General features: G+C 73.2%; 29 protein-coding genes. 17 read left to right on the forward strand and 12 right to left on the reverse strand.

Annotated elements, in window-relative coordinates:
* The first annotated feature begins 82 nt into the window (after positions 1-82).
* On the forward strand, positions 83-478 hold the full coding sequence (locus tag DEJ13_RS18185) for an NIL domain-containing protein (protein ID WP_502868736.1): 396 nt from the start codon (positions 83-85) through the stop codon (positions 476-478).
* Positions 475-1,146: a methionine ABC transporter permease gene (locus tag DEJ13_RS12795; RefSeq protein WP_056119091.1), complete on the forward strand. Its 672-nt coding sequence runs from the start codon at positions 475-477 to the stop codon at positions 1,144-1,146. The genes DEJ13_RS18185 and DEJ13_RS12795 overlap by 4 nt, the downstream gene beginning before the upstream one ends.
* Positions 1,147-1,348: 202 nt before the next feature.
* On the opposite strand, the gene DEJ13_RS12800 is transcribed toward DEJ13_RS12795, so the two are convergent.
* Together DEJ13_RS12800 and DEJ13_RS12805 are read right to left on the reverse strand one after the other, a co-directional pair.
* The gene (locus tag DEJ13_RS12800; protein WP_111105650.1) at positions 1,349-2,119 is read right to left on the reverse strand and encodes an endonuclease/exonuclease/phosphatase family protein; all 771 of its coding nucleotides are present in this window, start codon (positions 2,117-2,119) and stop codon (positions 1,349-1,351) included.
* A gap of 133 nt (positions 2,120-2,252) precedes the next feature.
* Entirely contained in the window at positions 2,253-3,659 is a 1,407-nt protein-coding gene (locus DEJ13_RS12805) for an MFS transporter (protein ID WP_111105651.1), read from the reverse strand.
* Between the two features lie 126 nt (positions 3,660-3,785).
* Between DEJ13_RS12805 and DEJ13_RS12810 the strand changes: the two genes are divergently transcribed.
* Genes DEJ13_RS12810 through DEJ13_RS12830 form a run of 5 tightly spaced genes read left to right on the forward strand, consistent with a single transcriptional unit; the run spans position 3,786 to position 9,020 of the window.
* Positions 3,786-4,988: an alanine racemase gene (locus DEJ13_RS12810; protein ID WP_111105652.1), complete on the forward strand. Its 1,203-nt coding sequence runs from the start codon at positions 3,786-3,788 to the stop codon at positions 4,986-4,988.
* The gene (locus DEJ13_RS12815; RefSeq protein ID WP_111105653.1) at positions 4,988-5,815 is read left to right on the forward strand and encodes an IclR family transcriptional regulator; all 828 of its coding nucleotides are present in this window, start codon (positions 4,988-4,990) and stop codon (positions 5,813-5,815) included. The genes DEJ13_RS12810 and DEJ13_RS12815 overlap by 1 nt, the downstream gene beginning before the upstream one ends.
* A complete protein-coding gene (locus DEJ13_RS12820; protein WP_111105654.1) occupies positions 5,812-6,777 on the forward strand; it encodes a sugar kinase in 966 nt (321 codons plus the stop codon). Before DEJ13_RS12815 ends, DEJ13_RS12820 begins: the two co-directional genes overlap by 4 nt.
* Positions 6,778-6,801: 24 nt before the next feature.
* Positions 6,802-7,446 carry a bifunctional 4-hydroxy-2-oxoglutarate aldolase/2-dehydro-3-deoxy-phosphogluconate aldolase gene (locus DEJ13_RS12825; RefSeq protein ID WP_111105655.1) on the forward strand — a complete coding sequence of 215 codons (645 nt, stop codon included), beginning with the start codon at positions 6,802-6,804 and terminating at the stop codon, positions 7,444-7,446.
* Positions 7,443-9,020, forward strand: a complete 1,578-nt coding sequence (locus DEJ13_RS12830) for an N-acyl-D-amino-acid deacylase family protein (RefSeq protein ID WP_111105656.1) — start codon at positions 7,443-7,445, stop codon at positions 9,018-9,020. Before DEJ13_RS12825 ends, DEJ13_RS12830 begins: the two co-directional genes overlap by 4 nt.
* An 85-nt stretch (positions 9,021-9,105) precedes the next feature.
* Here DEJ13_RS12830 and DEJ13_RS12835 read toward each other — a convergent pair whose 3' ends face one another.
* Positions 9,106-9,492, reverse strand: coding sequence for a RidA family protein (locus DEJ13_RS12835; RefSeq protein ID WP_111105657.1), 387 nt, complete (start codon positions 9,490-9,492; stop codon positions 9,106-9,108).
* Between the two features lie 162 nt (positions 9,493-9,654).
* On the opposite strand from DEJ13_RS12835, the gene DEJ13_RS12840 reads away from it, so the two are divergent.
* A complete protein-coding gene (locus DEJ13_RS12840) occupies positions 9,655-10,884 on the forward strand; it encodes a putative hexosyltransferase (RefSeq protein WP_111105658.1) in 1,230 nt (409 codons plus the stop codon).
* A gap of 191 nt (positions 10,885-11,075) precedes the next feature.
* On the opposite strand, the gene DEJ13_RS12845 is transcribed toward DEJ13_RS12840, so the two are convergent.
* From DEJ13_RS12845 to DEJ13_RS12855, 3 genes are all read right to left on the reverse strand, one after another.
* Positions 11,076-11,567 (reverse strand): pyridoxamine 5'-phosphate oxidase family protein, encoded by a 492-nt coding sequence (locus DEJ13_RS12845; RefSeq protein WP_181436912.1) that lies wholly within the window; start codon positions 11,565-11,567, stop codon positions 11,076-11,078.
* Positions 11,568-11,702: 135 nt separating this feature from the next.
* Positions 11,703-12,326, reverse strand: a complete 624-nt coding sequence (locus DEJ13_RS12850; protein ID WP_111105660.1) for a hypothetical protein — start codon at positions 12,324-12,326, stop codon at positions 11,703-11,705.
* A 95-nt stretch (positions 12,327-12,421) separates the two neighbouring features.
* Positions 12,422-13,531: an LLM class flavin-dependent oxidoreductase gene (locus tag DEJ13_RS12855; RefSeq protein ID WP_258373970.1), complete on the reverse strand. Its 1,110-nt coding sequence runs from the start codon at positions 13,529-13,531 to the stop codon at positions 12,422-12,424.
* An 82-nt stretch (positions 13,532-13,613) separates the two neighbouring features.
* Between DEJ13_RS12855 and DEJ13_RS12860 the strand changes: the two genes are divergently transcribed.
* Positions 13,614-14,522 carry an SDR family oxidoreductase gene (locus DEJ13_RS12860; RefSeq protein ID WP_111105661.1) on the forward strand — a complete coding sequence of 303 codons (909 nt, stop codon included), beginning with the start codon at positions 13,614-13,616 and terminating at the stop codon, positions 14,520-14,522.
* 314 nt (positions 14,523-14,836) lie between these two features.
* On the opposite strand, the gene DEJ13_RS12865 is transcribed toward DEJ13_RS12860, so the two are convergent.
* Positions 14,837-15,547: an SGNH/GDSL hydrolase family protein gene (locus tag DEJ13_RS12865; RefSeq protein WP_181436913.1), complete on the reverse strand. Its 711-nt coding sequence runs from the start codon at positions 15,545-15,547 to the stop codon at positions 14,837-14,839.
* 221 nt (positions 15,548-15,768) lie between these two features.
* On the reverse strand, positions 15,769-16,557 hold the full coding sequence (locus DEJ13_RS12870) for an NRDE family protein (protein ID WP_111105663.1): 789 nt from the start codon (positions 16,555-16,557) through the stop codon (positions 15,769-15,771).
* 202 nt (positions 16,558-16,759) lie between these two features.
* Between DEJ13_RS12870 and DEJ13_RS12875 the strand changes: the two genes are divergently transcribed.
* The 8 genes from DEJ13_RS12875 to DEJ13_RS12910 all read left to right on the forward strand — a co-directional run bounded on the left by DEJ13_RS12875 (position 16,760) and on the right by DEJ13_RS12910 (position 23,519).
* Positions 16,760-18,097 carry a bifunctional phosphopantothenoylcysteine decarboxylase/phosphopantothenate synthase gene (locus DEJ13_RS12875; protein WP_111105664.1) on the forward strand — a complete coding sequence of 446 codons (1,338 nt, stop codon included), beginning with the start codon at positions 16,760-16,762 and terminating at the stop codon, positions 18,095-18,097.
* A gap of 123 nt (positions 18,098-18,220) precedes the next feature.
* Positions 18,221-18,622 carry a DoxX family protein gene (locus DEJ13_RS12880; protein ID WP_111105665.1) on the forward strand — a complete coding sequence of 134 codons (402 nt, stop codon included), beginning with the start codon at positions 18,221-18,223 and terminating at the stop codon, positions 18,620-18,622.
* Positions 18,619-19,407, forward strand: a complete 789-nt coding sequence (locus tag DEJ13_RS12885; protein WP_146245145.1) for a YqjF family protein — start codon at positions 18,619-18,621, stop codon at positions 19,405-19,407. Before DEJ13_RS12880 ends, DEJ13_RS12885 begins: the two co-directional genes overlap by 4 nt.
* Positions 19,404-19,841 carry a DUF1810 domain-containing protein gene (locus tag DEJ13_RS12890; protein ID WP_111105666.1) on the forward strand — a complete coding sequence of 146 codons (438 nt, stop codon included), beginning with the start codon at positions 19,404-19,406 and terminating at the stop codon, positions 19,839-19,841. The genes DEJ13_RS12885 and DEJ13_RS12890 overlap by 4 nt, the downstream gene beginning before the upstream one ends.
* A 96-nt stretch (positions 19,842-19,937) precedes the next feature.
* Positions 19,938-20,588, forward strand: a complete 651-nt coding sequence (locus DEJ13_RS12895) for a GntR family transcriptional regulator (protein ID WP_056119142.1) — start codon at positions 19,938-19,940, stop codon at positions 20,586-20,588.
* A gap of 89 nt (positions 20,589-20,677) precedes the next feature.
* Positions 20,678-21,160: a MarR family winged helix-turn-helix transcriptional regulator gene (locus tag DEJ13_RS12900; RefSeq protein ID WP_111105667.1), complete on the forward strand. Its 483-nt coding sequence runs from the start codon at positions 20,678-20,680 to the stop codon at positions 21,158-21,160.
* A gap of 239 nt (positions 21,161-21,399) precedes the next feature.
* A complete protein-coding gene (locus DEJ13_RS12905; RefSeq protein WP_258373971.1) occupies positions 21,400-22,290 on the forward strand; it encodes an aggregation-promoting factor C-terminal-like domain-containing protein in 891 nt (296 codons plus the stop codon).
* Positions 22,291-22,364: 74 nt separating this feature from the next.
* A complete protein-coding gene (locus tag DEJ13_RS12910; protein WP_258373972.1) occupies positions 22,365-23,519 on the forward strand; it encodes a low temperature requirement protein A in 1,155 nt (384 codons plus the stop codon).
* Between the two features lie 19 nt (positions 23,520-23,538).
* Here the strand turns inward: DEJ13_RS12910 and DEJ13_RS12915 are convergent, their stop codons facing one another.
* From DEJ13_RS12915 to DEJ13_RS12930, 4 genes are read right to left on the reverse strand one after another with little or no spacing between them, the layout of a single operon-like run.
* The gene (locus DEJ13_RS12915; RefSeq protein WP_111105668.1) at positions 23,539-23,889 is read right to left on the reverse strand and encodes a hypothetical protein; all 351 of its coding nucleotides are present in this window, start codon (positions 23,887-23,889) and stop codon (positions 23,539-23,541) included.
* Positions 23,886-24,581 carry an Asp23/Gls24 family envelope stress response protein gene (locus DEJ13_RS12920; protein WP_111105669.1) on the reverse strand — a complete coding sequence of 232 codons (696 nt, stop codon included), beginning with the start codon at positions 24,579-24,581 and terminating at the stop codon, positions 23,886-23,888. The genes DEJ13_RS12915 and DEJ13_RS12920 overlap by 4 nt, the downstream gene beginning before the upstream one ends.
* Complete coding sequence (locus tag DEJ13_RS12925; protein ID WP_056119158.1) at positions 24,578-25,144, reverse strand: RNA polymerase sigma factor; 567 nt, start codon at positions 25,142-25,144, stop codon at positions 24,578-24,580. The genes DEJ13_RS12920 and DEJ13_RS12925 overlap by 4 nt, the downstream gene beginning before the upstream one ends.
* A gap of 35 nt (positions 25,145-25,179) precedes the next feature.
* Entirely contained in the window at positions 25,180-25,572 is a 393-nt protein-coding gene (locus DEJ13_RS12930) for an Asp23/Gls24 family envelope stress response protein (RefSeq protein ID WP_111105670.1), read from the reverse strand.
* Between the last annotated feature and the right edge of the window lie 76 nt (positions 25,573-25,648).

Below are 25,648 nucleotides of genomic sequence, written 5' to 3' on the forward strand. Positions count from 1 at the left end.
CAACCGGGAGCTCGGCGTGACGATCATCGTCATCACCCACGAGATGGACGCCGTCCGCCAGATCGCCGACCGCGTGGCCGTGATGGAGCGCGGACGGGTGGTCGAGGTCGGGGACGTCTACGACGTGTTCTCGACACCGCAGAACGCCGCCACCAGGCGCTTCGTCCGCACGGCCCTGCACGACCGGCCGTCGGTGGAGACCCTCGCCCGGCTGCGCGAGCGGCACCCGGGACGGCTCGTGACGGTGCAGATCACCGACGAGACCGGGCTGCAGAACCGCATCGACCGGGTCTTCCGCTCCGCCGGGGTCACCGCCGAGCTCGTCTACGGCGGGGTCGGCGAGATCCGGGAGCGCCGGATCGGGTCGTTGACCTACGAGCTGGTCGACGCGTCCGACGCCTCCGGCTCTGCGATCGACCGCGCCGTGGCCGCCCTGCGCGCCGACGGCGTCACCGCCGACGAGGAGGCGGGCGCATGAACAACTCGTTCCAGAGCGTGATCGACACGTTCGACGTCTTCCTCGGTGCCGTCCGGGACACGATCGTCATGACGGTCGTCTCCCTGGTCATCGCCGGGGTCATCGGGCTGGTGCTCGGGCTGGCGCTCTACGCGACCCGTCCGGGCAACGTGCTCGGCAACCGCACGGCGTACACGGTCATCAACCTCGTCGTGAACATCGTGCGGCCCATCCCGTTCGTCATCTTCCTGGCGGCCATCGCGCCGCTGTCCCGGGTCGCGGTGCAGACCACGATCGGCGTGCCGGCCGTCACCTTCGCGATCTCGCTGGCCGCGTCGTTCGCCGTGGCGCGGATCGTCGAGCAGAACCTGTTGGCGGTCGACCCCGGCGTGGTCGAGGCCGCGCGGGCATCGGGGGCACACCCGGTGTCGATCCTGCTGACCGTGCTCATCCCCGAGGGCCTCGGGCCGCTCATCCTCGGCTACACGTTCATCTTCGTGGGCATCGTCGACATGACGGCGCAGGGTGCCCTGATCGGTGGCGGCGGCCTGGGCGAGTACGCGATCACGTACGGCTCGCAGCGGTACAACTGGTGGATCGTCTACGTCGCGGTGGCGGCGATCGTGGTGATCGTGCAGGTCGGGCAGTTCGTCGGCAACCGGCTGGCCCGGGCGACGCTCCGCCGCTGACGCGCCGGGTGCGGTGTCCCCGCACCCCGTCCGTCGACCAGTGCATTCGTGGTTCGCTGCGTTCGTGGGTCGGCTGGTCGCGCTCGTCTGACTGCATGCGGTTCCGCAACATGCCGCTCAGTTCCGCCGAGGTTCCGCGATCACCCGGTCCGAGCGCTCGAGATGCCGTAATTTCGGAACCTCGGGGGCCTCGGACCCGCGGTCAGGCCGCGGAGGCCTCGTCGGTGCCGGCGGCGGCCGCAGGCTCCTCGTAGTGCGCGCGCACCAGGATCGGCCGGTGGTCCGAGATGCCGGCGGGCAGGGTCTCGACGCCCGCGATGTGCAGTCCGACGCTCGTGGCGAAGTCGAAGTGCCCGGTGAACTTGCGGTACCGCAGGTAGGTGGGCTGGTCGGACAGCGACAGCGCGAAGCCGTGGGACTCGATCTTGCGGCGCAGGTTCGTCTGGAACCAGGGGTAGTTGAAGTCGCCGACCATGATCGCCGGGGCCTCGCTCGACAGGTCGCGGACGAACTGGTGCGCGGCCTCGATCTGCTTGCGGCGCAGGGAGTTCGTCGCGGTCAGGGGCGAGGCGTGGAACGAGGCGACGATGACGTCGTTGCCGGCGTGCTCGTCGTGCAGGTGCATGGCGATGAGCCGCTCGTGCGCGGGCGCCAGGACCCGGTCGTGCAGCGACTTCTGCAGCGAGTGGATGCTGAAGTCCTTGACCTGGAAGCGGTCGTCGCGCTTGTAGATGGCCAGGCCCAGGCGGTTCGTCTTCGTGGACGCGGCGAGCGTGAGTCCGCCGACCGACGGGGCCAGGTCGTTGCTGTCGCACTCCTGCACGCACAGGACGTCGGCGTCCGAGGCTTCGGCGAGTGCGGCGAGCTCGCTGTTGGCGGTGTGCTCGCGGAGGTTGTAGCTGACGACGCGGATGGTCCGGGACTCGGTGGTGCTGTCGTCCTGGACGCTGCTCTGCTGGTCTGGCACGGGCATGCTGCCTTCCTTCCGGAGCCGGGTCCGAACGTCCTGCTCAGTCTGCCGACGCAACGCTACTCGGCGTCGACAAGCGGTTGCTGAGACTGTAACGCCTGACGGGCACGGCGGTGCGTGAACCGACCGCGAACAGTCATGGACGGACGCGTCGCGCCGGTCGCACGGTGTCACCGGCGGTGCGGCTCATCACGATGCCCTCGACGCAGGCGACGACGAGCAGCGCAGCGATGACCCAGAACGCCACGACGTAGGGACCGGACCCGCCGAGCCCGGCGGCCGCGCGGATGACCACGGCGGCGACCGCGACGCCGAAGCCGGCCGCCGTCTGCTGCAGCGTCGAGGACAGCGTGTTGGCCGGGGTCATGTCCGCCTGCTCGACGTCGGCGAAGGCGATGGTGTTGTAGGCGGTGAAGCCCACCGAACGTGCGGCACCGCTCACGACGAGCAGGACCGCGAGCAGCCAGAACGGGGTGGTCGGGGCGAGGAACGCCATCGCGGCGACGGACAGCGCGGCGACCGCCGAGGACACGATGATGACCGGGCGGTACCCGAACCAGCGCAGGAACGGGGTGGTCGCGGGCTTGATGCCGAGGTTGCCCACGAAGACCCAGAGCACGGCGGACCCGGCCTCGAGCGCGGTCCACCCCCACGCGTCCTGGAACAGCAGGGGCAGCACGAACGGCACGGCCGAGACGGCCAGGCGGAAGAGGCTGCCGCCGGCGTGGGACACGCGGAAGGTCTCGAGCCGGAACGCGTCCAGGCCCATGATGGGGTGCGGCGCGCGTCGGAAGTGCCGGATCGCGAGCCAGGTGCAGGCGGCTCCGACGACACCGGCGAGGACGGCGGGCACGACCGGGACCACGTCGAGCGACAGCATCGAGGCCATCACCACGAGGGCGCCGAGCCCGAAGCACGCCAGCAGCGACCCGAGCCAGTCGAAGGGGATGCGCTGGGCGGCACGCTCCTGGGGCACGAGGACGATCGCCGCCACCAGCGCGATGACGCCGAGCGGGATGTTCACCAGGAAGATCCAGTGCCACGACAGGGTGTCGACGAGCACGCCGCCGACGAACGGCGCGATGATCGGTGCCGCCAGCGCCGGCCAGGTCAGGATCGCGATCGCGGTGACGAGTTGCTCGCGCCCGGCGCTCCGGAGGACGACGAGCCGCCCGACCGGCACCATGAGCGCCCCGCCGATGCCCTGCACGATGCGCCAGATCGTCAGGTCGACGAGCCCCGTCGACGCGGCGCAGAGTCCGGACGCGATCGTGAACAGCGCGATCGCGCCGACGAACACGGTGCGGGAGCCGATCCGGTCGGTCAACCACCCGCTGACCGGGATGAGGACCGCGAGCGTCACGAGGTAGGCCGTGATCGCGATGCCGATCGCCGCGGAGTCCACGCCCAGGTCGCGGCCCATCGCGGGCGCGGCCGTCGCCAGGATCGTCCCGTCCAGCAGCTCCATGAAGAAGGTGCCTGCCACCAGCACGGCGACCGCCGTGCTGCCCGTCCGTCGTCTGGCTGGTGTCGTCGTCGTCATCTCGACTCTCAGCGTAGGCCGGGCCCGCTCACTGGACGCGCCGTTCTGCACCGTGGAACGCTGGTGTCGACGCTGTTGTCCCCGCGGGTGCCGCTGCACGACCGTGGAGGCGACGAAGGAGGATCGATGTCGACCACCCCGGCCACCGTGACGGCGAAGGGCGCCTGGGACCCGGCGAGCCCGCTCCCCCACCACGTGCTGCACGACGCGCACCTGCCCGTGATGACCCTCCGCGACACCGCGCTCCGGAACAACGCCGCGGTCATGCAGGCGTACGTCGAGCGGCACGGCTTCTTGTTCGCACCGCACATGAAGACCCACATGGCGCCGGCCCTGGCACAGCGACAGGTCGACGCGGGTGCGTGGGGCGTCACCGTCGCCTCGGTGCAGCAGGCCATGGTCGCGTGGGAGCACGGACTGCGCCACGTCCTGGTCGCGAACGAGGTCCTGGACCCCGCCGGTCTCGCCTGGCTCGCGTCACGGCGGACCGTCGACCCCGGCTCCGACGTGCTCTGCTGGGTCGACTCGGCGGCGGGGGTCACCGCCGCCGCCGATGCCGCCCGCGCGGTCGCCGGCGAGCTGCACGTCCTGGTCGAGGTCGGGTTCACCGGCGGACGCACCGGGGTCCGCGACGCCGCCACCGCGCGGGACGTCGCCGAGCGCGCGGTCGACGCCGGCCTGGACCTGCGCGGCGTCTCCGGCTACGAGGGCGGCCTGCCCGACGTCGACGCGGCCCGGCGCTACGTCGACGGGGTGCTCGCGATCGCGTCCGACGTGCGCCCGCTCGTCCGGGGCGACCGCGCCCTGCTGAGCATGGGCGGCAGCGCCTGGTTCGACGCGGTCGCCGACGCGGTCGCCGCCCGCCCCGCCGACCTCGACGTCGTGTTCCGGTCCGGCGCGTCCCTGACCCACGACGACGGTTTCTACGAGGCACGCACGCCCTTCCACCGCCATCCGACCGAGGGGTCCCTGGTCGCCGCGATCGAGGTCTGGGGCCGCGTGACGTCCTGCCCCGAACCCGGCCTGGCGCTCGTGGCCGTCGGCAAACGGGACATCTCGTTCGACGAGGGGCTGCCGGTGGTCCGGCAGGTCCGGCCAGGAGGCCCGGTGCGGGGCCCACGCAGCACCCCGCCACCCGGGGCGGTCACCGTCACCCGTCTCGACGACCAGCACTGCTACCTCGCGCTGGCCGACGGGGTCGCGCTGACGCCCGGCGACGTCGTCGTGTTCGGCATCTCGCACCCGTGCACGGTCTTCGACAAGTGGCGGCAGGTGCACGTGGTCGACGACGACGACGTCGTCCTCGAGACGATCGCGACGTGGTTCTGATGGGCTCCGCCGACACCGAGGACGTCCCGGTGCGGAACGCCGCACTGTCGCTGCGGCGGGGACTGCGGATCCTCGACGTCGTCGCTGACCGGACCCGCAACGGCGAGACGTCGGTGCGCCTGACCACGCTGAGCGCCGAGCTCGGGACGTCGAAGTCGACGGTCCTGCGCCTGACCGCTCCGATGCTCGAGAACGACCTGCTGCGCCGCACGGCCGACGCCGGCTTCACGCTCGGACTCGGTGCGCTGCTGCTCGGGCAGAGCTACCTCGAGGGCATCGACCTGCGGACGGCCGCCGGTCCGTTCCTCCGACGGACAGCCGAGCAGACCGGGCTGACGTGTCACCTCGTCGTGCCGGACGGCACGGACATCGTCTACGTCGACAAGGTCGAGACCCGGGGCACCGTGCGGATGGCCTCGCGCATCGGCAACAGGCTGCCGATGCGCAACACCGCGTCGGGCAAGGCCATGGTCGCGTTCGGCGCTCCGGACCTGCTCGACCGGGTCGTGGCCTGCCCGGTGACGGCGACGACCGAGCACACGATCGTGGACGACGACCGCTGGCGCCAGGAGGTCGGTCGGACGCGCGACCGCGGCTACGGGATCGACGACCGCGAGAACGAACCGGACATCCGGTGCGTCGCCGCGCCGGTGCTCGGACACGCGAACCAGGTGGTCGGTGCGATGAGCATCTCGGGCCTGGCCGTCCGGTTCCCGGCCTCGGCGGTCCGCGAGCTCGGCGGCCGCGTGGTCCGGACCGCGCTCGAGATCTCGGTCGCGCTCGGGTCGTCGTCCGCACAGCTCGCGCTCGCCCGGGGTGCGCGATGAGCGCCGTCCTGACGTTCGGCGAGACGATGCTGCTGCTCGCTGGTCGAGGTCCGCTCGCCGACCTCGCCACGATGACGGTCGACACCGGGGGCTCCGAGAGCAACGTCGCGATCGGGCTGGCCCGTGCCGGGGTCGACGTGACCTGGGTGGGACGGGTCGGATCCGACCCGGCGGGCGACCGGGTGCTGGCCGACGTCGCAGCCGAGGGCGTGCACGTCGTCCCGGTGCGCGACCCGGAGCGGTCGACGGGCATCATGCTGAAGGAACGCCTGCCCGACGGCCGCACCCGGGTGACCTACCACCGTCGGGGCTCCGCGGCCTCCGCGCTCACCCCGGGCGACCTGCCGTCGGGGAGCGTCGAGGGTGCCCGGCTGCTGCACGTCTCGGGGATCACCCTCGCGCTGTCCGACACCGCCCGCGAGACCGTGCACGCGGCGGTGGTCCGTGCCGACGACGCCGGTGTCCCCGTGGCGTTCGACGTGAACCACCGTCCGAAGCTCGTCGACGACGTCACCGGACGGGGCTGGTACCGCGCCGTCGCCGCCCACGCCGCCGTGGTGTTCGCCGGCGACGACGAGGCCCGTCTGGTCCTCGGGCACGACGAGCGTCCGGGTGACGAGGAGTCGCTCGCCCACGACCTCGCCGCGCTCGCGAACGGCCGCGCCGTCGTCAAGCTCGGCTCCCGCGGCGCTGTGGCCTCGGTCGACGGCGTCCTGCACCGCCGGACGGCGAGTCCCGTGGCCGTGGTCGACCCCGTCGGTGCCGGGGACGCCTTCGTCGCCGCCTGGCTCGCGGCGGACCTGACCGGCGCATCGCCGGAGCAGGCGCTCGACCGTGCGGCCGACGCCGGGGCGCTCGCCTGCACGGTCGACGGCGACTGGCGCCGGCCCGATCCCACCGCCCTCGGCGTCGCCGACCCGCTCGGCACCGACCACGCCGTGCACGACCGTGTCGACCGCTGACCCACGACCCAGGAGCACGCCCGCATGACCGAGACCACCGACGCCACCCCACGACACCGCCACCAGGCCGGACCGGCGATCGCCATCCTGCGGGGGGGCACCGGCGAGCACGTCGAGGACGTCGTGCGCGTCCTGGTCGAGGCCGGCGTCACCGCGATCGAGATCACCACGAACACCCCCGGGTGGCACGCCGGCATCGCCTGGGCGGTCGAGCGCTACGGCAGCGCGGCGTCGGTCGGGGTCGGCACGGTGCTCGAGCCGCGCCAGCTCGACGAGGCCGCCGCAGTCGGTGCGTCCTTCGCGGTGAGCCCGCACACCGACGCCGCGATCGGCGAGCGCGCCCACGAGCGCGGACTCGGCTGGTACCCCGGCGCGGCGACCCCGACCGAGATCGTGCGCGCATGGCAGCTCGGCGCGCGGGCCGTCAAGGTGTTCCCGGCGGCACAGCTCGGCGGCCCCGCGTTCCTGCGCCAGGTGCTCGCGCCCCTGGACTTCGTCGACGTGGTCCCGACCGGCGGCATCGGGGTCGACGACGCCTGCGACTACCTGGACGCCGGAGCCGTCGCGGTCGGCCTCGGCTCGCCGCTCGTCGGCGACGCCCTGACCTCCGGCGACCTCGACGCCCTCCGCGTCCGCGCCGAGCGGCTCGTCGCCGCGCTGCACCGATGACCGACGCGGTCGCGGCACCGGTGCTGCTCCGCGGCGGCTCGGTCGTCGGAGCGGACGGCGTCGTCCGCGCCGACGTCCTGGTCGAGGGCGACCGGATCAGCCGGGTCGGGACGGACCTCACCGTGCCCGAGGGAACGGGCGTGCTCGACTGCGGCGAGCGCCTGGTGCTGCCCGGGTTCGTCGACGCGCACTCGCACGCGGGGTCGCTGGTCTTCGACCCCGCGGTGCAGCTCGCGCTCCTGCGCCAGGGCGTCACGACGATCGTCACCGGGCAGGACGGGGTCGGTCCCGCACCGGGCGGTGGCGCGTACGCGGACACGTACTTCGCCGCGATCGACGGTCCGCACCCGCAGCACGACGGCAGCGGGATCGGCGGCCTGCTCGGCACCTACGACGGCACCACACCGGTGAACGTGGCGACGCTGGTGCCCGCCGGCACGGTCCGGCATGCCGTGCGCGGGGACGACCCGGGGCCCGCGGCCCCGCACGAACGCCGGGCGATGCGCACCATGGTCCGTGACGGGCTGGACGCCGGGGCGGTCGGCCTGTCGACGGGCCTCGACTACGTGCCCGGGCTGTTCGCCGACACCGCCGAGCTCATCGCGCTCTGCGTCGAGGTCGCGGACGCCGACGCGCTGTACGTGTCGCACATGCGCGGCGGGTACGAGTCGAACGCCCGCGCTGGGCTCGACGAGATCGCCGACATCGTCCGGGCGACCGGGGTCCGCGCGCACGTGTCCCACCTGCACGCACCGGTCGACCTGGCCGTCGAGGCGCTCGACGACCTCGAGCGCGCGGGCGCCCCGATGTCGTTCGACGCCTACCCGTACTCCCGCGGCTGCACGATCCTGTCGATGCTGCTGCTGCCCGCCGACCTGGCGCGCCCCGGCACCCCGGACCTGGCGCGGGCGATCGTCGACCCGGCCGGACGGGCCCGGGTCCGGGGACTCGTGCTCGACCGGGTGCTGGCCCGCGCCGACCTGGGCACCGGATGGGCCGAGCAGGTCACGCTCTCGCACGTGCCTGCGCCGGAGTTCCACGCGCTGCAGGGACGGACGCTGGCGGAGGCCGCCGACCTGACCGGCAGCGACCCGCTGGACCTGGCGCTCGACGTCCTGGTCGACTCCGCGCTGCAGGTCACGGTCGTGATGCGGGTGCCCCACCCGCGGACCGCCGACGACCTGACGCCGCTGTTCCGGCTGCCGGGGCACACGGCCGGGTCCGACGGCATCTTCGTCGGCACGCACCCGCACGCGCGGGCGTACGGCACCTTCGCGCGCTACCTGCAGGACCACACGCTGCCCGGTCGCCTGAGCTGGCCCGAGACCGCTCGGCACCTGTCGACCACGGCCGTCGAGCGGTACCGCCTCGGGGCGCGCGGCGTCGTCCGGGCCGGAGCGGTCGCGGACCTGGTCGTCGTCGACCCCACCCGGGTCGCAGCACGCTCGACGTACGCGCACCCGATGCGCCTGGCCGAGGGCATCGACGACGTCCTGGTCGCGGGCGTCCCCGTCCTCGCCGGGGCTGCCCTGACGCACGACACCCCCGGTCGCGGGCTCCGCAGAGCCCGGTGACCGGGGGTGTCGTCCTGCGGGTCCGGGACCGCCCGGGGTGCGGACGTCAGGACGGCCCCGGGGTGCGGACGTCAGGACGGCACGGTCAGGACGCGCTCGGCAGGACCGCGACGACGTCGATCTCGACGAGGATCGACGCGAGGTGCGACTGCACGGTGGTGCGGACCGGGTACGGCTCGGAGAAGTGCTTCGCGTACTCGGCGTTGAAGGCCGCGAAGTCGCGGTCGGAGTGCTCGAGGTGCACGGTCGACTTCACGACGTCGTCCAGCGTCGCGCCGTGCTCGGCGAGCACCGCGCGGATGTTCGCGAGCACCTGGGCGGTCTGCCCGGCGACGTCGTCGGCGATCTCCCCCGTCGCGGGGTCCTGCGGGCCGAACCCGGCGGTGTACAGGAACCCGTTCGCCACGATCCCCTGGCTGTAGGAGCCGGCGGGCTTCGGGGCGTTGTCGGTCACGATGGCGGTCTTCGACACGTGGGGCTCCTCACGAGGTGGCGGACGGGACCTCCAGGGTAGAGCGGACCCGTGCGGCGCGACGCGACCACGAGACGGGCGGTTCCGTCGTGCACAACGTGAACCGGACCTCCCGGCCGTGTGGCGGCGCACCGTCCAGGATCGTGCCGCTATCGTCGGGGAGTGCCGTCCGCCCCGTCGTCGATCGCCTCCGGCCGCCGCCGCGTCCTCGACGTGGTCACCAGCCTGCCGGTGTGGGCGACCATCGTGCTGGTCTGGGTCGGCGGACGTGTCGTGTCCACGTCGTGGCTCGCACTCGTGTACCCGCTGGCCGGTCGCGCGATGCCGGACAACGCGATCTGGGGGAACGACCACGGCTTCCTGCGGTTCCTGACCGCATGGGACGGCCAGTACTACGAGCAGATCTCCCTCCACGGCTACCCGACGACGCTCCCGCTCGACAGCGCCGGGCACGTCGCCCAGAACGCGTGGGCGTTCCTGCCGGCGTTCCCCTTCGCGATCCGGTTCGTCACGGTGTGGACCGGCATGACGTTCGAGGTGGCGGCTCCGCTGATCGCGCTCGCCGCTGGGCTCGTCGCCGCGTTCCTGCTGCACCGCCTGGTGCGCGACCGCGCCGGCGAGGCTGCGGCGCTGTGGGCGGTCTTCTTCTTCACGTGCGGACCGCTCTCCTTCCTGCTGCAGGTCGGCTACGCGGAGAGCATGTTCCTGGCGTTGACGTTCGGCGCGCTGCTGGCGCTCGAGCACCGGCGGTACGGGCTGCTGACGGCGCTCGGCGTCGCAGCGGCGTTCACGCGCCCGGGGGCACTCGCGATCCCGTTGACGCTCGGCGTGATCGCCCTGGTGCGCCTGGTCCGACTGCGCCGCAGCGACGAGCGGGTGCTCGACGGCTTCCCGCTGCACGAACTGGCCCGGGTCGTGGCCGCCGGCGCGGTGATGGTCGCGGCCGGGCTGGCGTGGCCGGTCATCGCCGCGCACGTGACCGGTCGGCCCGACGCCTACCTGGCGACGGAGATGTCGTGGTGGGTCAACTTCATCGGTCGCGTGCAGTTCGTGCCGCTGTCGCCGTGGTTCCTGACCACCGCCAAGTGGCTCGGCGTGGGCGGGGTGCTCATCGTGATCGGGCTGCTCGTCGCCTACCCGGTGTGGCTGACCCGCCGGTCCACGCGCACGCTCGGGTCCACGACCGTGCTGTTCGCCGGCGCCTACGCCCTGTACGTGTTCGCGGTGTCGCTGCCGATGGCGTCGACACCGCGGCTGCTCATGCCGCTCGCACCGCTGTTCGGGTCACCCGAGCTCGTGGCGAAGCCGTGGATGCGGTGGACCCTCGTGACGTGCGCGCTCGCGGGGCAGCCCGTCCTGGTGGCGGTGCTCTGGCTGCTCGGCCCGCCGTAGCGCGTGCTGCGCTGCGCTGGCCCGCGGCCGCGGCCGAACGGCTGGCCCGCGGCCGATCGGCTGGTGCGAGGTTGATGGCCCCGTGAGCGGCAACAACCGCGCACCGGGCCACCAACGGCGCACCGGCCAGCGGGTCCGCACCGTGCGACGTGCGCACCGCACGGTCCCGCCGGCACCGTGCGGGGATGGGCCTAGAGCTCGAGCGTGCCGTGCGACCCCACGTCGGGCCGGTCCTGCTTGCCGAGTGCGGCCTTCATCGTCTGGACGAGGCTGCCGACCGGGCCGGTGTCCTGCGTCCAGTACTCGACGGAGTCGCCCTCGACGGTGAGCAGGCGGATGCTCGGGTCGTCACGGCCGTCCGGGAACCAGGCCTCGGCGAACGGGGACCACAGGTCGTCGATGACCGATTCGTCCTTCGTCACGGTGGCGGTCCCGGCGATGGACAGGTACCCGCCCTGCGACTCGATGGCGACGTTCACGTGGGGGTTCCTGGCGATGTCCTCGACCTTCTCGCTGCCGTCCTGCACCAGGAAGCGCAGGGTGCCGTCGAAGCTCTTGTCCTGCACCGCGAGCGGACGGGCATGCAGGCTGCCGTCGTCGCTGACGGTGGTGAGGAGTGCTGTGCGGGCCCCGTGGACGATGTCCGAGATGGCGGCGCGCTGGTCGGTCTGGTTGTCGGTCATGGTGCTCCTTCGCATCGTGCACCCCGTGTCGCCCGTCATGACCGGGAACGCGGGGCACTGCCGTCGGACCAGTCTGCCCCCGCAGGCTGGACGCGTCCGGGGCGCGTCCGGGACGCGTCAGCGCCACACAACGCGTCAGGCGGGCTCGTGGATCGTGGTCTCGACGTCCACGACCTGCGGGATGCGCGGCATCGACGCGAACCCGAAGCGCACCGGCGGGTCGAGCGGCGCCAACGAGCCCAACGGCTCCCCCGCCCAGGTCCCCCGGACGCCCGTGACGTCGTGCGCCCCGGTGACGCCGTAGTACTCGCGACGACCGTTGCCGGCCGACCCCGCCGTCCCGGCCCCCGGCGCGACGAGCCGCGCGATCGGGTCGATCGCCCGCAGCCACCGCGGGTCCCGGGCGATCGGCTTGGGCACGACCCGCAGGACCCGGCCGAGCGGTGAGATGGTCCCGACGTCGACGGTCGCACGCAGCTGGCCGGCGTCGAGCTCGAGCCCGGCGGCGGTCCGGCGGGCGTTCACGGGCACGACGTCGACCGCGTCGAAGCGGTAGGTGCCCGAGACGTACGCCGCGACGATCTCGTCCGGAGCGAGCAGCACGCTCGACCCGTCGGGCAGCTCGACGAAGACGTCGGTGAACGCGCCGAACGGGGACCGGTCCCACATCCCGATGACGAGTCGGACACCCGAGGTCGTCCCGACGCCCATGATCCGACCACGGAAACGACGTTCGGTGACTGCATGACGCGACGGCATGTCGTGGACGGTACGCGGCGCGACCGAGAGGTTCCGTGACGGACTGGAGGCGCGCCTCCAGTCCGTCAGGTCGGGTCGCGACCCGGGCCGCGCGGCTACGGGACCGGGACGGGCTCCGCGAGCAGCTCGCGCACGCGGGGCGCGACGGCGTTGCCGTACAGCTCGATCGACCGCATCATGTCCGCGTGCGGCAGGCGGCCGGTGGCATAGCGCATGTCGAACCGGGTGACGCCGAGGATCCGCATGTTGCGGGCGATCTTGCGGGCGACGGTCTCGGGCGAACCGACGTAGAGGGACCCGCCGGCCGACAGCCCGGCCTGGTACTGCGCGGCGTCGAGGGGCGGCCAGCCGCGTTCACGGCCGAGGCGGTCGGTGACGGCCTTGTGGTAGGGCCAGTAGCGCTCGGCGGCTTCCTCGTCGGTGGCGGCGATGAACCCGGGCGAGTGCATCGCGATCGGCTGCTGCGGGAGCTCGAGCTGCGTCAGCGCCTGGCGGTACAGACGCGAGAACGGAGCGAACTGCGCCGGCTGCCCACCGATGATGGCGAGGAACAGGGGCATACCGTACGACGCGGCGCGGATGACCGACTGCGGCGAGCCGCCGACGCCGATCCAGGTCGGGATGGGTCCGTGCTCGAGCTTCGGGAAGACGTCCTGGTCCGTCAGGGCCGCGCGCTTCGAGCCGCTCCACGTCACGGGGTCCCCGGCACGCAGGGCGGCCCAGAGCTGCAGCTTCTCCTCGAAGAGCACCTCGTAGTCGGCGAGCTCGTAGCCGAACAGCGGGAAGGACTCGGTGAACGAGCCACGGCCCAGGATGACCTCGGCGCGGCCGTTCGACAGGGCGTCCACCGTCGCGAAGCGCTCGTACACGCGGACGGGGTCGTCGCTCGACAGGACCGTGACGGCGCTGCCGATCCGGATGCGCGAGGTGCGGGCGGCGATGGCGGCGAGGACGACCTCGGGGGCGCTGACGACGAAGTCCTCGCGGTGGTGCTCGCCCACGCCGATGAAGTCGATGCCGACCTGGTCCGCCAGCACGGCCTGGTCGACGGCGTCGCGGATGCTCTGGGCGTCGCTCTGCAGCGACCCGTCGGCGAGTTCGGTGACGTCGCCGAACGTGTCGAGGCCGAGCTGCACGAGGCCCACGCGGTCCGGGGCGGGCGGCGGGACGTCCGAGGGACGACCGGTACCGAATGCGTTGCTCATCGCGTCCTCCAAGTGAATGCGTATGCATGAATCTACCACGACGGGGCCGATCGGTCCAGCGCCCCCGTGTACGGTCCGGGACATGCCGAAGCTCCCCGACCAGACCGGACGCCGCGTCGTCGTCACCGGATCGAACAGCGGCACCGGCCGCGAGACCGCCACGCGTCTGGCCGAGGCCGGCGCCTCGGTCGTGATCGCGGTGCGGACGACGTCCAAGGGCGACGAGGCAGCCGCGGCGATCCGCCGGCAGTTCCCGCACGCCGACCTCGAGGTCCGCGAGCTCGACCTCGCCGACCTGGCCAGCGTGCGGCGCTTCGCGGCGGGCATCATCGACGACGACCGGCCGCTCGACGTCCTCGTGAACAACGCGGGCGTGATGGCACCGCCGAAGCGCTTCGAGACGGTCGACGGCTTCGAGCTGCAGTTCGGCACGAACTACCTGGGCCCGTTCGCGCTCACCAACCTGCTCATGCCGGCACTGCTGCGCGCCGAGGCACCCCGGGTCGCGACGATGTCGAGCCTGGCCGCGATCCCCGGTCGGATCCGCTTCGGCGACCTGCAGTGGACACGGCGCTACTCCCCGTTCCGTGCGTACGCGCAGTCGAAGCTGGCGGACCTGCTGCTCGCGCTGCACCTGCACACGCTGTCGGTCGAGCTCGACTGGCCCCTCGTCTCGACGGCCGCGCACCCCGGTTACACCCGCACGAACCTGCAGGCGGCCGGACGCTCGCTCGGCGGCTCACGCCCGGTCCCCGGCGGCCAGCGGGCGATGCCCTTCAACCAGGGGGTCGAGCAGGGCAGTGAGCCCCTGCTGTTCGCCGCGGTCGGGCGAGCAGCGGTCGGCGGCGCCTACTACGGGCCGTCGGGGCCGTTCGGCATGACCGGGCCGACCACCACGGTGTCGATCCCGGGTTCGGCGCGCAGCACGGACCTGGCACGCAGCCTGTGGGCGGTCGCCGAGGACCTGACGGGGACCTCGCTGCCCGCCTGACCCGCGGCGCGGGCTTGCGCCTCGCACGGTGCGAGCTCCGCACGGTGCGAGCTCCGCACCCCGTGCGCCCTTGCCAGCGTCGTGCGAGGTTGTTGCCCCGCACCACGCCACCAACCTCGCACCGGCCCACCGGCCCACCGGACGGGAGGAGCGGTGCCCGGCCGCCACGCGCCTCCAGTCCGCACCGTGCGCGGTTCGCACCCCGTGCGCCCTTGCCAGCGTCGTGCGAGGTTGTTGCCTCGCACCACGCCACCAACCTCGCACGGACGACGAACGGCGCACCGTGCACACCGACCACGCGGGTGTGCCCCGGGTCAGAACCGCACGTGGTCGCGCGCGAAGGCCGATGCGACCGCCGTCTCGATCGCCTGCTGCCCCTCGACCGTCGGGTGCACGTCGTCTGACTGCATCCAGGTCGGGTGTCCGCGGAGCGGTTCGCCGATGTCGACGTACTGCCCGCCCTCGTGCCCGATCGCCTTCCGCAGTGCCTTGGAGATGACGGCGAGCTGCGCTGGCGGTGCGTCCTGGTCCCAGATCGCGCTCAGGCCGATGAGCCGCGCACCGGGCAGCCGGCGGTGCACATCGGCGACCACCTGGTTCGTCGCGCTGCGGATCTCGGCGTCGTCCATGCCGAGGTCGTTCGAGCTCGCCTGCACGAACACGACCTGCGGCCGGAGCTCCACCGCGCGCTTGACCAGGGTCGGGTAGGCGCTCGCACAGTCGTCGTCGTCACCGAGCGCTGCCACGCCCGCACCGTCGCACGACAGGTTGGTGAGCGCCCAGTGGTGCTCGTCGGCCAGCATCGCGGGCCAGGCCTGCGACTCGAGGAGTCCGTGCCCGCCGCTGATCGAGTCACCCACGACGACGACCCGCACGTGCGCGGCGTGGTCCCACGGCCGCGAGGTGGACGATGCGGTCGGCGTCCGCTGGGCCGCGACGGAGGAGTCCTCGGCGCAGGCGCTCAGCGCGAGGACGGCAGCCGTGGCCAGCAGGGCGGCCAGCAGGGTACGTGGTCGGGTCGTCACGTCCGGGGACGGTACGCGCGCTGGGCATCGCCGGAGCGGCGGGGGCGTACCCCGTCCGCTTCCGGTGCGCACAGGCACCGGGAGGGAGGCCCGGCTCGGCCCCGGCACGGAGCCGCGCTGCGCTGCGCCGCGCTGCGGGCGGATCGCACCCCCGTGCGGACGTCGCGCCCGCAGGGAACGGGGCGCGACGTCCGTCAGGGGGTGCGACGCCGCGCGCGACGTCAGGCGCGGTGCAGCTCGACGGCGCTGGTGATGTCGCCCGGGTCGGTCAGGCGGGCGTGCTGCAGCACCGTCCGCCCCGGCCCCACCGCCGCGGCGACGATCGACAGGGTCGCGAAGTGCCCCTCGGGCTCGACGGAGTCCCGCAGGATCGCGTCCGCGTCGTCGGCGGGCAGCGCTGCCGACGCCGCGAGCACGCCGAACCACGGGCTCCACCCGTCGCCGGCGTCCGTCCCCGCGTCCGCTGCCCGGAGCTCGTCGAACGGTGCCAGTGCCGGCGGGCCGCTCGGCGCGTCGACCTCGCGGAAGGACCCCAGCCAGCGGCCGATGCGCGGTGCGGCCGGGTCGTCGGGCTCACCGTGCGTGACCATGTGCACGCCGGGTCCGAGCTCGGTCGTGCGGACACGGGCACCGTCCCACGTGACGACCGAAGCACCCGTGGCCGTCGCCCGCACGAGGTTGAACGCGCGCGTGGTCGGCACGGTGTCGTCGTGGCCGGGCATCGCCCCCTGCAGGGCGTCGAGCGGCAGGACCCCGCGCGTCGTCCAGGTGCCGTCGGACGAGGGCACGTCCTCCCAGCGGTTCAACACGACGGCGAGCCCGGCCTGGTCCGACGCAGCCAGCCAGGCACCACCCGCCTCGCGGTCGCGGACGCCGCGGAGGGACGGGTCGCGCTCGGGCCACCACGCCGCCGGCGGGTCCCACGGACGGTCCGGCGACTCGTCCCGCATCGCGAGCATGGTGACGGGCCACGCGGAGCCGGGATCGACGCGGACGACGACGGTGCACATGCGCACGATCCTCGCACGGCAGCCGGGGCTCAACCGTCCCAGGCCGAACCGGCGGACCCGGCGCACATGCGCTCGATCCTCGCACGCCAGCCGGGGCTCAACCGTCCCAGGCCGAACCGGCGGACCCGGCACACATGCGCTCGATCCTCGCACGCCAGCCGGGGCTCAACCGTCCCAGGCTGAACCGGCGGACCCGGCGCACATGCGCTCGACCCTCCCACGGGCCCCGGGTAGCGTGGCCACCGTGAACGCAGCACGGAGGACCATCGTCGTCGGCATCACCGGGGGCATCGCGGCCTACAAGGCGGTGCAGGTCATCCGCGGCTTCGTGAAGGCCGGCCACGACGTGCACGTCGTCCCGACCGAGGGCGCCCTGCGCTTCGTCGGACTGCCCACCCTTGAGGCCCTGAGCCGGAACCCCGTCACGACGAGCGTGTTCGAGGACGTCGCCGAGGTCCGCCACGTGGCACTCGGCCGCCGTGCGGACCTGGTGGTGGTCGCCCCCGCCACCGCCGACTCGCTCGCCCGGATGGCCGCGGGGCTGGCCGGGGACCTGCTCGGGACGACGCTCCTGGCGACCGAGGCCCCGGTCGTCGTGGCACCGGCCATGCACCCGCAGATGTGGGAGCACCCCGCGACCCGCGCGAACATCGCGACGCTGCGCAGCCGCGGGGTGCACGTCGTCGGCCCGGAGGTCGGTGCACTCACCGGTGACGACGCCGGCATCGGTCGCATGTCGGAACCGGAGGACATCCTGGCGGCGGCCCTGGCCGTGCTGGCCGAGACCACCGGCGTGGGCCGACCCGACGGAGCCGAACCGGGCCTCCAGTCCGCGACCGCCGGCAGCACCGGCGCCCGCGGGGAGCAGGGCGACCTGGCGGGCGTGCGCGTCGTCGTCAGCGCCGGTGGGACCCGCGAACCGTTCGACCCGGTCCGCTTCGTCGGCAACCGCTCGAGCGGGCGGCAGGGCGTCGCCATCGCCACCGCCGCCGCGTCCCGCGGTGCGGACGTCACCCTGGTCGCCGCCAACGTCGACAGCAGCCTGACCGCAGGACTCGACGCGCACGTCGTCCCCGTCGGCTCCGCCCTCGAGCTCGCAGACGCCGTGCACGCCGCCGCCGCCGACGCGGACGTCGTGGTGATGACCGCGGCGGTCGCGGACTACCGACCGGCCGAGGTCCGGTCCGAGAAGCTCAAGAAGGACGCACAGGGCGAGCGCATGTCGCTCGAGCTGGTGCGGAACCCGGACGTGCTGGCCGACCTGGTGGCGAACCGCCGGACCGGGCAGATCATCGTCGGGTTCGCCGCCGAGACGGAACCCGACCGCGACGCGCGCCTCGAGCTCGGTCGCGCGAAGATCGCCCGGAAGCCGGCGGACATGCTCGTGCTGAACCGGGTCGGGTGGTCCGAGGGCTTCGAGCGCGAGGAGAACGCCATCGAGGTGCTCGTCCCCGGCGGCGAGGTCATCCGGGCGGCGTCCGGCACGAAGGCCGAGGTGGCCGCCGCGGTCCTCGACCTGGTCGCGACCGCGCTGACCTGATCGCCCTGACCTGATCGCCCTGACCTGATCACCCTGACCTGGTCGCCCCGGGCTCGGTCCCCCGCCGCAGGATCCTGGGTCGCTTCTGGGAGCACCCACCGACCGGCGGGCCACGATGGGGCCATGGGACGACGCTCCGCACGCGCCAGACGCGCCACCAGGACCGCGGGCGCGCTCGCGGTCCTCCTGGGTGGCGCCGGCGTCACCCACTTCCTCCGCCCGCGCGGCTACGACCGCATCGTGCCGCCCGGCCTGCCGCCCCGGACCACGACGCTCCTCTCCGGAGCCGCCGAGCTCGGCATCGCGACGGGTCTGCTGATCCCGGCCACCCGCCGCGCGTCCGGGATGGCCGCGGCCGCGCTCTTCCTGGCCGTCTTCCCCGCGAACGTCACGATGGCCAAGGGCATGCTGGACAGCCCGCGGTCGACCCGGGCGATGCGGCTCGTCTCGGTGGTGCGCCTCCCCCTGCAGGCGCCGCTGGTCCTGTGGGCACTGCGCGTCGGTCGGCACGCGCCGCGACGATGACCCCGACGGCGCGCGAGCGGGCGTCCGTCCCCCTGGTGCACCGCGCGGTCACGGTGCACGCGTGGGAGGACGTCGTCTTCGCGCACTGGCGGCACGACCCGGCGTCGCTGGCGCAGCTCGTGCCGCGAGGCACACGCCCCGACGTCGTCGACGGCAGCGCGTGGGCCGGCCTGACGTCGTACGTGTTCCGCGACACCCGGGTCCCGCCGTTCCCGCCGTCGCGGCGAATCGGCTCGATGACCGAGGTCACGATCGAGATCCTGACGATCGACGACCGCGGTCGACGCGGTGTGGTCTACCGGACCGTCGACACCGCCAACGTGCCCGCCATCGTGGCAGCACACGCGCTCCTCGGTGTGCCGTACACGTTCGCACACGCGCGTGGCAGGCGCCGCGGGGACGCGCTGCGCTACCGCTCCGTGCGGCACCCGGAACGCTCCGGGGGCCCGCTCGGTCGTCTGCGCGTCCTGCGCGGACCGACGGGAGGCGCGGTCCAGCCCCGCCACGCCGCTGCGGTCCGGGTCGTGGCCGGTGCGGTCGACGACACCCCGCTGGCGACGGAGCTCACGACCCGGTCCGGGATCCACGCGCGGCACTTGGCGCAGACCGTGTTCTGGCAGCGTCAGCACCCGCCGCTGACACTCCGGCAGGCGCGGTTGGAACGGCTCGAGGGCGACTTGCCCGACGCTGTCGGGATGTCGGGGCTGTTCGACCGGGCACCGGACTCGCTCCTGGTGCTCGACGGCACGACGGTGCGGTACGCGTGGGGGGACGTGGTCCGGTGAGTACGCACCCCGACCTCGACCGGTTCGAGCGCGCCCAGGACGGTGTGCACGAGATCGCGCTGGCCGAACTGCGCCGGGGACGCAAGGACACGCACTGGATGTGGTTCGTGTTCCCGCAGCTCGCCGGGCTCGGGCACAGCGCGACGGCCGTGCGGTACGGCATCAGCGGTGCCTCGGAGGCACGCGCCTACCTGGCGCACCCCGTGCTCGGACCGCGGCTGCTCGAGGTCGCCGACGCCGCAGCGACCAGCCGGGCGCGCTCGGTGGACGCGCTCATGGGCGGCATCGACGCCGTCAAGCTCCGGTCCTCGATGACGCTGTTCGCCGCGGTGGCCGACGATCCCGCCCCGTTCCGTGCCGTGCTGGACCGCTGGTGGGCCGGCGAGGACGACGCGGTGACCCTGGGGCGACTGCGGGACACTGACACACCCTGAACCGAGCGGAACACCGTTCGTATGTCAGGTATCGTCGGCCGTGCATCCGCACACCGACCAGCGTCGGCCGACGGAACCCGAACCGAAGGAAACGACATGCCGGTCCCCAGCAGTGCCCCGACCGAACACCAGCTGCTCCGCGACACCGTCCGTCAGAAGATCCACGCCGCGATCATGGACGGCACGCTCGAACCCGGTGAGCGTCTCAACGACGACGAGCTCATCGCCTGGCTCGGCGTCTCCCGCACCCCCATCCGCGAAGCGCTCAGCCAGCTCGCCCGGGCCGGGCTCATCGAGATGGCGCCGAACCGGTACACCCGGATCACCACACCCAAGCCGGACGAGGTCATCGAGGCGCTGCAGACACTCGGCGTGCTGTTCGGCGGGGTCGTCCGGCTCGCGGTCCCCCGGCTCGGGGCCAGCGCACGCAAGAAGGTCCTGGCGGCGCTCGACCGCACGATCGCCGAGCTCGAGGCGCACGACGTCCGCGCCGTCAACACCGACGCGCTCGGCGTGTTCGCCCTGTACGTCGCCGAGTGCGGCAACGAGAACCTGCGACGGGTGTGCACGGACACGATGGACGGGCTCGCGTTCCGGTTGCGCCTGCCGAACCTCGACGAACTGGTGGACTGGGACCGGATGACCGCCGACTTCAAGCGGCTGCGCAGCGCCACGGAGAACGGCGACAACGTCGAGGCCGAGCTCGCCACCGAGGCGATCCACCAGCTCCCCGGGGAGAAGCACTGACACCGTTCCTGCGGAGACGTACAGGGAACCCCGTCCCGACCGAGCCGGTAGCATCGGCTCGACCACCGCACGACCCCCTGGAGCACCCGATGAGGCAGCACAACTCGGACCACCCGACGGGGCAGACCGACCGCACCGAGATCGCCGCACGCCTGGCCGGGGCGGTCGGACGGATCAACCGGCGCGCACGCTCCGACTCGGCGTCGCTCGGGTACGGGATCGTCTCCGCCCTGGCGACGATCCAGCGCGAAGGACCGCTCCGTCCGGGCGACCTGTCGCGACTCGAGGTGGTCACGAAGCCCACGATGACCCGCATCCTGACGGAGCTCGAGCAGCGCGGGCTCATCGCTCGCGAGGCCGACCCGACCGATGGTCGAGCGTTCAAGGTGAGCATCACCGACGCCGGCGTCACCGCGGTCGAGGACGCCCGGTCGCAGCGCACCGGGATCGTCGCCGAGCTCATCCACGACCTGCCCGCCAGCGACCTCGACGCGATCGCCGGTGCCCTCGACGCGCTGGAGCGCATTGCACAGGGCCAAGGCGTCCAGCAGGAGCCCAGCTCGGAGCGCTGAGCACCCCCCTGAGGCATCGCGCCAACCGGGTGGACGGACCGTTCTGCCAGTCGCTGTTGACGGTTCGCCCAGGGTCGTCGTCCAAGGTGGCCGTTTCCGTCATCGCGGCGGCCGCCCCACACGGCCGCCCGGCGGACGGACGGGCCCCCACAGCACCGTCCGGACTCCCCCACCGGCGGGTCCCTGCTGCGCTGCGACGATGCGGTGCGCACGGCCGACCCGCCCGACACCCGGAAACGATGCCAGGACTGCACCCCCACGCCCCGACGCCCATCCCCACCGACCCGGTCCCGACGACCCGGCGCGCTGCGCTCGACAGCCCGTCGCGCCGGATCCGCCGCGCGCTCCGCAAGCGCGGCGTGCTGCTCGCGAGCGGCGCCGCCGTGCTCGTCGTCGCCGGGGGCGCGCTGACCGTCGGCACCCAGCCGGCGATCGGTGAGGCCATCGGCATGCCCTCGGCCTCCGCAGCCCCTGCGCTGAGCGGGGCCGCGCTCGACCGTGCCCAGGCGGCCGCGACGATCACTACCGCCGAGACCGTGGTCGCCGACGCGAACGACAAGACCGACACCGCCTCCCTGGAACGACGGATCAGCGCACTGTCCGACTACCGGCAGCTGTCCGGGGCGGCCATCAGCGACCGCATCCAGTCAACGGTCGACACCGCGCAGGACGTCGCCCAGGCGAGTGCCGACCAGGACCGGCGCGACGTGGACGACGCGGCGGCCGCAGCACGGGCCGCCGAGGCCGCAGCAGCGGCGAAGGCCGAGGCGGACGCCGCAGCCGCGGCCGCCGCCCAGGCCGCCGCCGCCCAGGCCGCCGCGAACACCCCCGCGGGGGCGAAGTCGACCGCGGCGTCGCTCGCCTCGTCGCAGTACGGCTGGGGGTCCGACCAGTTCCAGTGCCTGGACAGCCTCTGGACCAAGGAGTCGGGCTGGGACTACCAGGCGTACAACCCGTCCGGCGCGACCGGCATCCCGCAGGCGCTGCCCGGTTCGAAGATGTCGACCGTCGCCGCCGACTGGCAGACCAACGCCACCACCCAGGTCACCTGGGGGCTGCGCTACATCAAGGACGCGTACGGCACCCCGTGCGCAGCCTGGAGCCACTCGCAGGCGACGAACTTCTACTGAGCCGGCTCCGTCTGAGCGACACGTCGACCGGCCCCGGGTTCCGCCCGGGGCCGGTCCTCGTGTAGGCATGCACGGTGACGACGATCGGACTCCGCCGGATGCGGCCCCGCGACCCCGCCGAGGGGCACCGCGCCGCCAGCCCGCTCGAGCTGCTCTTCGACCTGGTCTTCGTCGTCGCCGTGGGCTTCGCCGCGTCGAACCTGCACGAGATCGAGGCGGAGGGACACGTCAGCTCGGCGATCCTGTCGTTCGCGTTCGTGTTCTTCGCCATCTGGTGGGCGTGGATCAACTTCACCTGGTTCGCGACGTCCTTCGACACCGACGACTGGCTGTACCGCGTTGCGACCTTCGTGCAGATGGCCGGGGTGCTCGTCCTGGCCGCGGGGGTCGGGCCCGCGATGCACGGCGAGGCGCCGGTGGTCGTGGTCATCGGCTACGTGGTGATGCGGCTCGCGCTCGTCGCGCAGTGGATCCGCGCCGGGGTGTCCGCCCCGCAGTACCGGTCGACGGCGGCCCGCTACGTCGTCGGCGTCGTCGTCGTGCAGGCGCTCTGGGTCGCGCTGCTGGCGGTCCCGCACGCCGCGGCGCCGGCCGTGATCCCGTTCCTCGTGCTGTTCGAGCTGCTGGTGCCGGTGTGGGCGGAGTCCCGTTCCGAGACGACGCCGTGGCACACCCGGCACATCGCCGAGCGCTACTCGCTCTTCACGCTCATCGTCCTCGGTGAGGGGCTGGTGGCCTCGGCGAACGCCGTCATCGACGGGCTGCGGCACGCCGAGCACCTCGGACCGCTGCTCACCCTGGCCGGCGGCGGACTCGTCGTCGTCGCCGGGCTCTGGTGGATCTACTTCGCCCGCGAGCAGCACGAGCACATCCGCGGTCTGCCGAGCGCCCTGGTGTTCGGGTACGGCCACTACGTCGTCTTCGCCGCGGCAGCCGCACTGCCCGCGGGCATCGAGGTCGCCGTCAGTGCCGACGCCGGCGAGGCGGACCTGACCCGGGCCTCCGTCGCGGCGACCATCGCGGTGCCGGTCGCGCTCTTCGTCGCGGCGGTGTGGGCGCTCGCGCTCCGACCGACCCTGGCACCCCGCTGGAACGTGACCGTCGTCGCACTCGTCCTGGTGGTGCTGGCGAGCATCGCGGTCCCCACCGCGTCACTGGTGGTGACCGCGCTCGCGGTCGCCGCGATCGTGGTGGTCCTGGAGGTCGCGGCGCGCAGCCCGGTCGACTGACGGACGGTCTGCGGTCGCGTCAGCCGACGCGGGCGACGCGCACGTCGACCCGGGACAGCGTGTGGCCGGCAGCGGTCGCGGCGGCGAGCGCCGCGTCGTGCACGGCACGTGCGACCTGCGGTGCCGGGGCGAAGCCGTCCGTGCCGATGACGACGCGCAGGACGTCACCGTCGACCACGACACGCGGCGGGTTCCCGGTCGCCGAGATGCGCTGCACCGCCGTGACGGCGCTGTGCAGTGTCGGCTTGGCGCGGTACAGCTCGGCGACCCCCGGGACCTCGAGGACCGCGGCCTCGACGGCGTCGACCGTCTCGACGGACCAGGTCTCGTTCGTCTGCGGCGCGTCGTCGGTCTGACTGGGGTCGCTCATCCTCGGGCCTCCTCGGTGGTGTCGGTCTCGGTGTCGCGGTCGGGGTCGGTCGTGTCGACGTCCACCGCCGCCGGGTCGGCGTGCGCCTCGTCGGCGTCGCGTCCGACGAGCAGGTCGCGGACGACGACGTCGATCGCCTCGACCACCAGGTCGGTCTGTTCGCGGAGCGTCAGGTCGACCGCGTTCCGGACCAGGTCCGCCGTCGCCGGGATCGACGGGCCCGCGACGATCGCGACCTCGACCGAGACGCGGACCGGCGCGAGCAGCTGCGTCACGTCGCCCTCGATCGCGCAGCGGGCGACGACGATGCCGGGGACCGAGTCACCGGCACGGCGGACCAGTGACCGGATCGCACCCTCGGTCATCACCGGACGCTCGGTCGCCGACGTCGACCGGAGCGGGACGTCGCGGCCGGAGCGGGCCTCGATCGAGATGTTCGCCAGGACACCGCCGATCCAGGACTCGTCGGCCGGGGCCTCGGAGCGGGCGGCGTTCTCGAGGGAGCCGAGCGAGGCGTGACGCAGGCGGATGATCGCCGCCAGGGCGTTCTGGCACGCGGGCGAGTCGTCGATGCTCGGGACGGGCGGCTGCATGCCGGCGTCGAGGTAGTCGGCGAGTTCGTCGATCGAGTGACCGTCGAGGTCGTCGGGTTCGAGGGACGCGAGTGCAGCGCTGTCGGGCAGTTCGTTCATCGCCAGCCCTCCATCAGACTGATCATGTTCTTCCTGGCGCGGGACAACAGCCCGCGCACGGTGGAGACGGGCACGCCGAGGTCCTCGGCGATCTCCTCGTACGAAGAACCCAGGAGTTCCTTCATCAGCCAGCACCGTCGCTGCGCCTCGGGCAGGGACTCGAGGGCCAGCTCGACGGCGTGCTCGCGGTCGTGGGCCTCGGCGACGCGCTCGGGAGCACCGTCGGCAGGAGCGGCGACCTCGATCTCGGTGACGTCGTCGTGGTCGCGTCGTGCCCGGATGCGGTCGAGGCACTTGCGACTGAGGATGCGCATCAGCCACGCCTTCACGTGCGACCGGTCCTCGAGCGAGTCGAGTCGGTCCCACGCCGTGATGAAGGTCTCCTGCACGACGTCGTCGAGCTCGTCGGTCGAGCCCAGCGTGCGGCGCGCGTAGGCACGCAGCAGCGGGGTGTGCCGGCGGATCAGGACCTCGAAGGCCCGGACGTCACCGTCGGTCGACCGTCCGGCGAGGACGCCGTCGTCGAGGTCGACGAGCGCCGTCCGGGGTGGCTGGTGGTGCACGGTTGGTTCTCCAGGTCGCGGGTGCGGGCTCGGTGTCAGGAGACGCGCGACTCCGTCTCGTCGGCGTCGTCCTCGGGCATGTGCACATCCTGCACCGTCACGTTGACCTCGGCGACCGCCATGCCGACGATCTGCTCGAGTGCGCGGGCGATCGACGAACGGACGTCGTCGGCGAGGCGCTGCAGCGGCACGGGGTACTCGGCGACGATCACGACGTCAGCGGCGACCTGGTGCTCGCCGACCTCGACCGAGATGCCCTGGCCGTGGTCGCGCTGCCCGATCGCGTCGCGGACGGCGCCGATCGCGCGGGCGGCTCCGCCACCGATGGCGTACACGCCGGGGACCTCGCGCGCGGCGATGCCGGCGACCTTCTCGACGACGGCGTCCTCGATGACGGTGCGGCCGGTGGTGCTCGTGGAGTTCGTCATGGTGTGCTCCTGCTTCGTTCGTGGGGACGCGGCGACTGCCGGGTCCACCCATGTGACGGTGGTCGGGAGCGGAACG

It is taken from the genome of Curtobacterium sp. MCLR17_007 (genome assembly GCF_003234655.2).
GTDB lineage: Bacteria > Actinomycetota > Actinomycetes > Actinomycetales > Microbacteriaceae > Curtobacterium.

Bases quoted from the DNA above. Each gene is read 5' to 3' on its own strand.
- DEJ13_RS12825 (WP_111105655.1), top strand. From the start codon at position 6,802: ATGACCGAGACCACCGACGCCACCCCACGACACCGCCACCAGGCCGGA.
- DEJ13_RS12810 (WP_111105652.1), top strand. From the start codon at position 3,786: ATGTCGACCACCCCGGCCACCGTGACGGCGAAGGGCGCCTGGGACCCG.
- DEJ13_RS12880 (WP_111105665.1), top strand. From the start codon at position 18,221: ATGGGACGACGCTCCGCACGCGCCAGACGCGCCACCAGGACCGCGGGC.
- DEJ13_RS12870 (WP_111105663.1), bottom strand. From the start codon at position 16,557: ATGTGCACCGTCGTCGTCCGCGTCGATCCCGGCTCCGCGTGGCCCGTC.
- DEJ13_RS18185 (WP_502868736.1), top strand. From the start codon at position 83: ATGGAGCGCGGACGGGTGGTCGAGGTCGGGGACGTCTACGACGTGTTC.
- DEJ13_RS12860 (WP_111105661.1), top strand. From the start codon at position 13,614: ATGCCGAAGCTCCCCGACCAGACCGGACGCCGCGTCGTCGTCACCGGA.
- DEJ13_RS12895 (WP_056119142.1), top strand. From the start codon at position 19,938: ATGCCGGTCCCCAGCAGTGCCCCGACCGAACACCAGCTGCTCCGCGAC.
- DEJ13_RS12800 (WP_111105650.1), bottom strand. From the start codon at position 2,119: ATGCCCGTGCCAGACCAGCAGAGCAGCGTCCAGGACGACAGCACCACC.
- DEJ13_RS12855 (WP_258373970.1), bottom strand. From the start codon at position 13,531: ATGAGCAACGCATTCGGTACCGGTCGTCCCTCGGACGTCCCGCCGCCC.
- DEJ13_RS12805 (WP_111105651.1), bottom strand. From the start codon at position 3,659: ATGACGACGACGACACCAGCCAGACGACGGACGGGCAGCACGGCGGTC.
- DEJ13_RS12930 (WP_111105670.1), bottom strand. From the start codon at position 25,572: ATGACGAACTCCACGAGCACCACCGGCCGCACCGTCATCGAGGACGCC.
- DEJ13_RS12900 (WP_111105667.1), top strand. From the start codon at position 20,678: ATGAGGCAGCACAACTCGGACCACCCGACGGGGCAGACCGACCGCACC.
- DEJ13_RS12820 (WP_111105654.1), top strand. From the start codon at position 5,812: ATGAGCGCCGTCCTGACGTTCGGCGAGACGATGCTGCTGCTCGCTGGT.
- DEJ13_RS12885 (WP_146245145.1), top strand. From the start codon at position 18,619: ATGACCCCGACGGCGCGCGAGCGGGCGTCCGTCCCCCTGGTGCACCGC.
- DEJ13_RS12845 (WP_181436912.1), bottom strand. From the start codon at position 11,567: ATGACCGACAACCAGACCGACCAGCGCGCCGCCATCTCGGACATCGTC.
- DEJ13_RS12830 (WP_111105656.1), top strand. From the start codon at position 7,443: ATGACCGACGCGGTCGCGGCACCGGTGCTGCTCCGCGGCGGCTCGGTC.
- DEJ13_RS12815 (WP_111105653.1), top strand. From the start codon at position 4,988: ATGGGCTCCGCCGACACCGAGGACGTCCCGGTGCGGAACGCCGCACTG.
- DEJ13_RS12875 (WP_111105664.1), top strand. From the start codon at position 16,760: ATGCGCTCGACCCTCCCACGGGCCCCGGGTAGCGTGGCCACCGTGAAC.
- DEJ13_RS12920 (WP_111105669.1), bottom strand. From the start codon at position 24,581: ATGAACGAACTGCCCGACAGCGCTGCACTCGCGTCCCTCGAACCCGAC.
- DEJ13_RS12915 (WP_111105668.1), bottom strand. From the start codon at position 23,889: ATGAGCGACCCCAGTCAGACCGACGACGCGCCGCAGACGAACGAGACC.
- DEJ13_RS12850 (WP_111105660.1), bottom strand. From the start codon at position 12,326: ATGCCGTCGCGTCATGCAGTCACCGAACGTCGTTTCCGTGGTCGGATC.
- DEJ13_RS12905 (WP_258373971.1), top strand. From the start codon at position 21,400: ATGCCAGGACTGCACCCCCACGCCCCGACGCCCATCCCCACCGACCCG.
- DEJ13_RS12795 (WP_056119091.1), top strand. From the start codon at position 475: ATGAACAACTCGTTCCAGAGCGTGATCGACACGTTCGACGTCTTCCTC.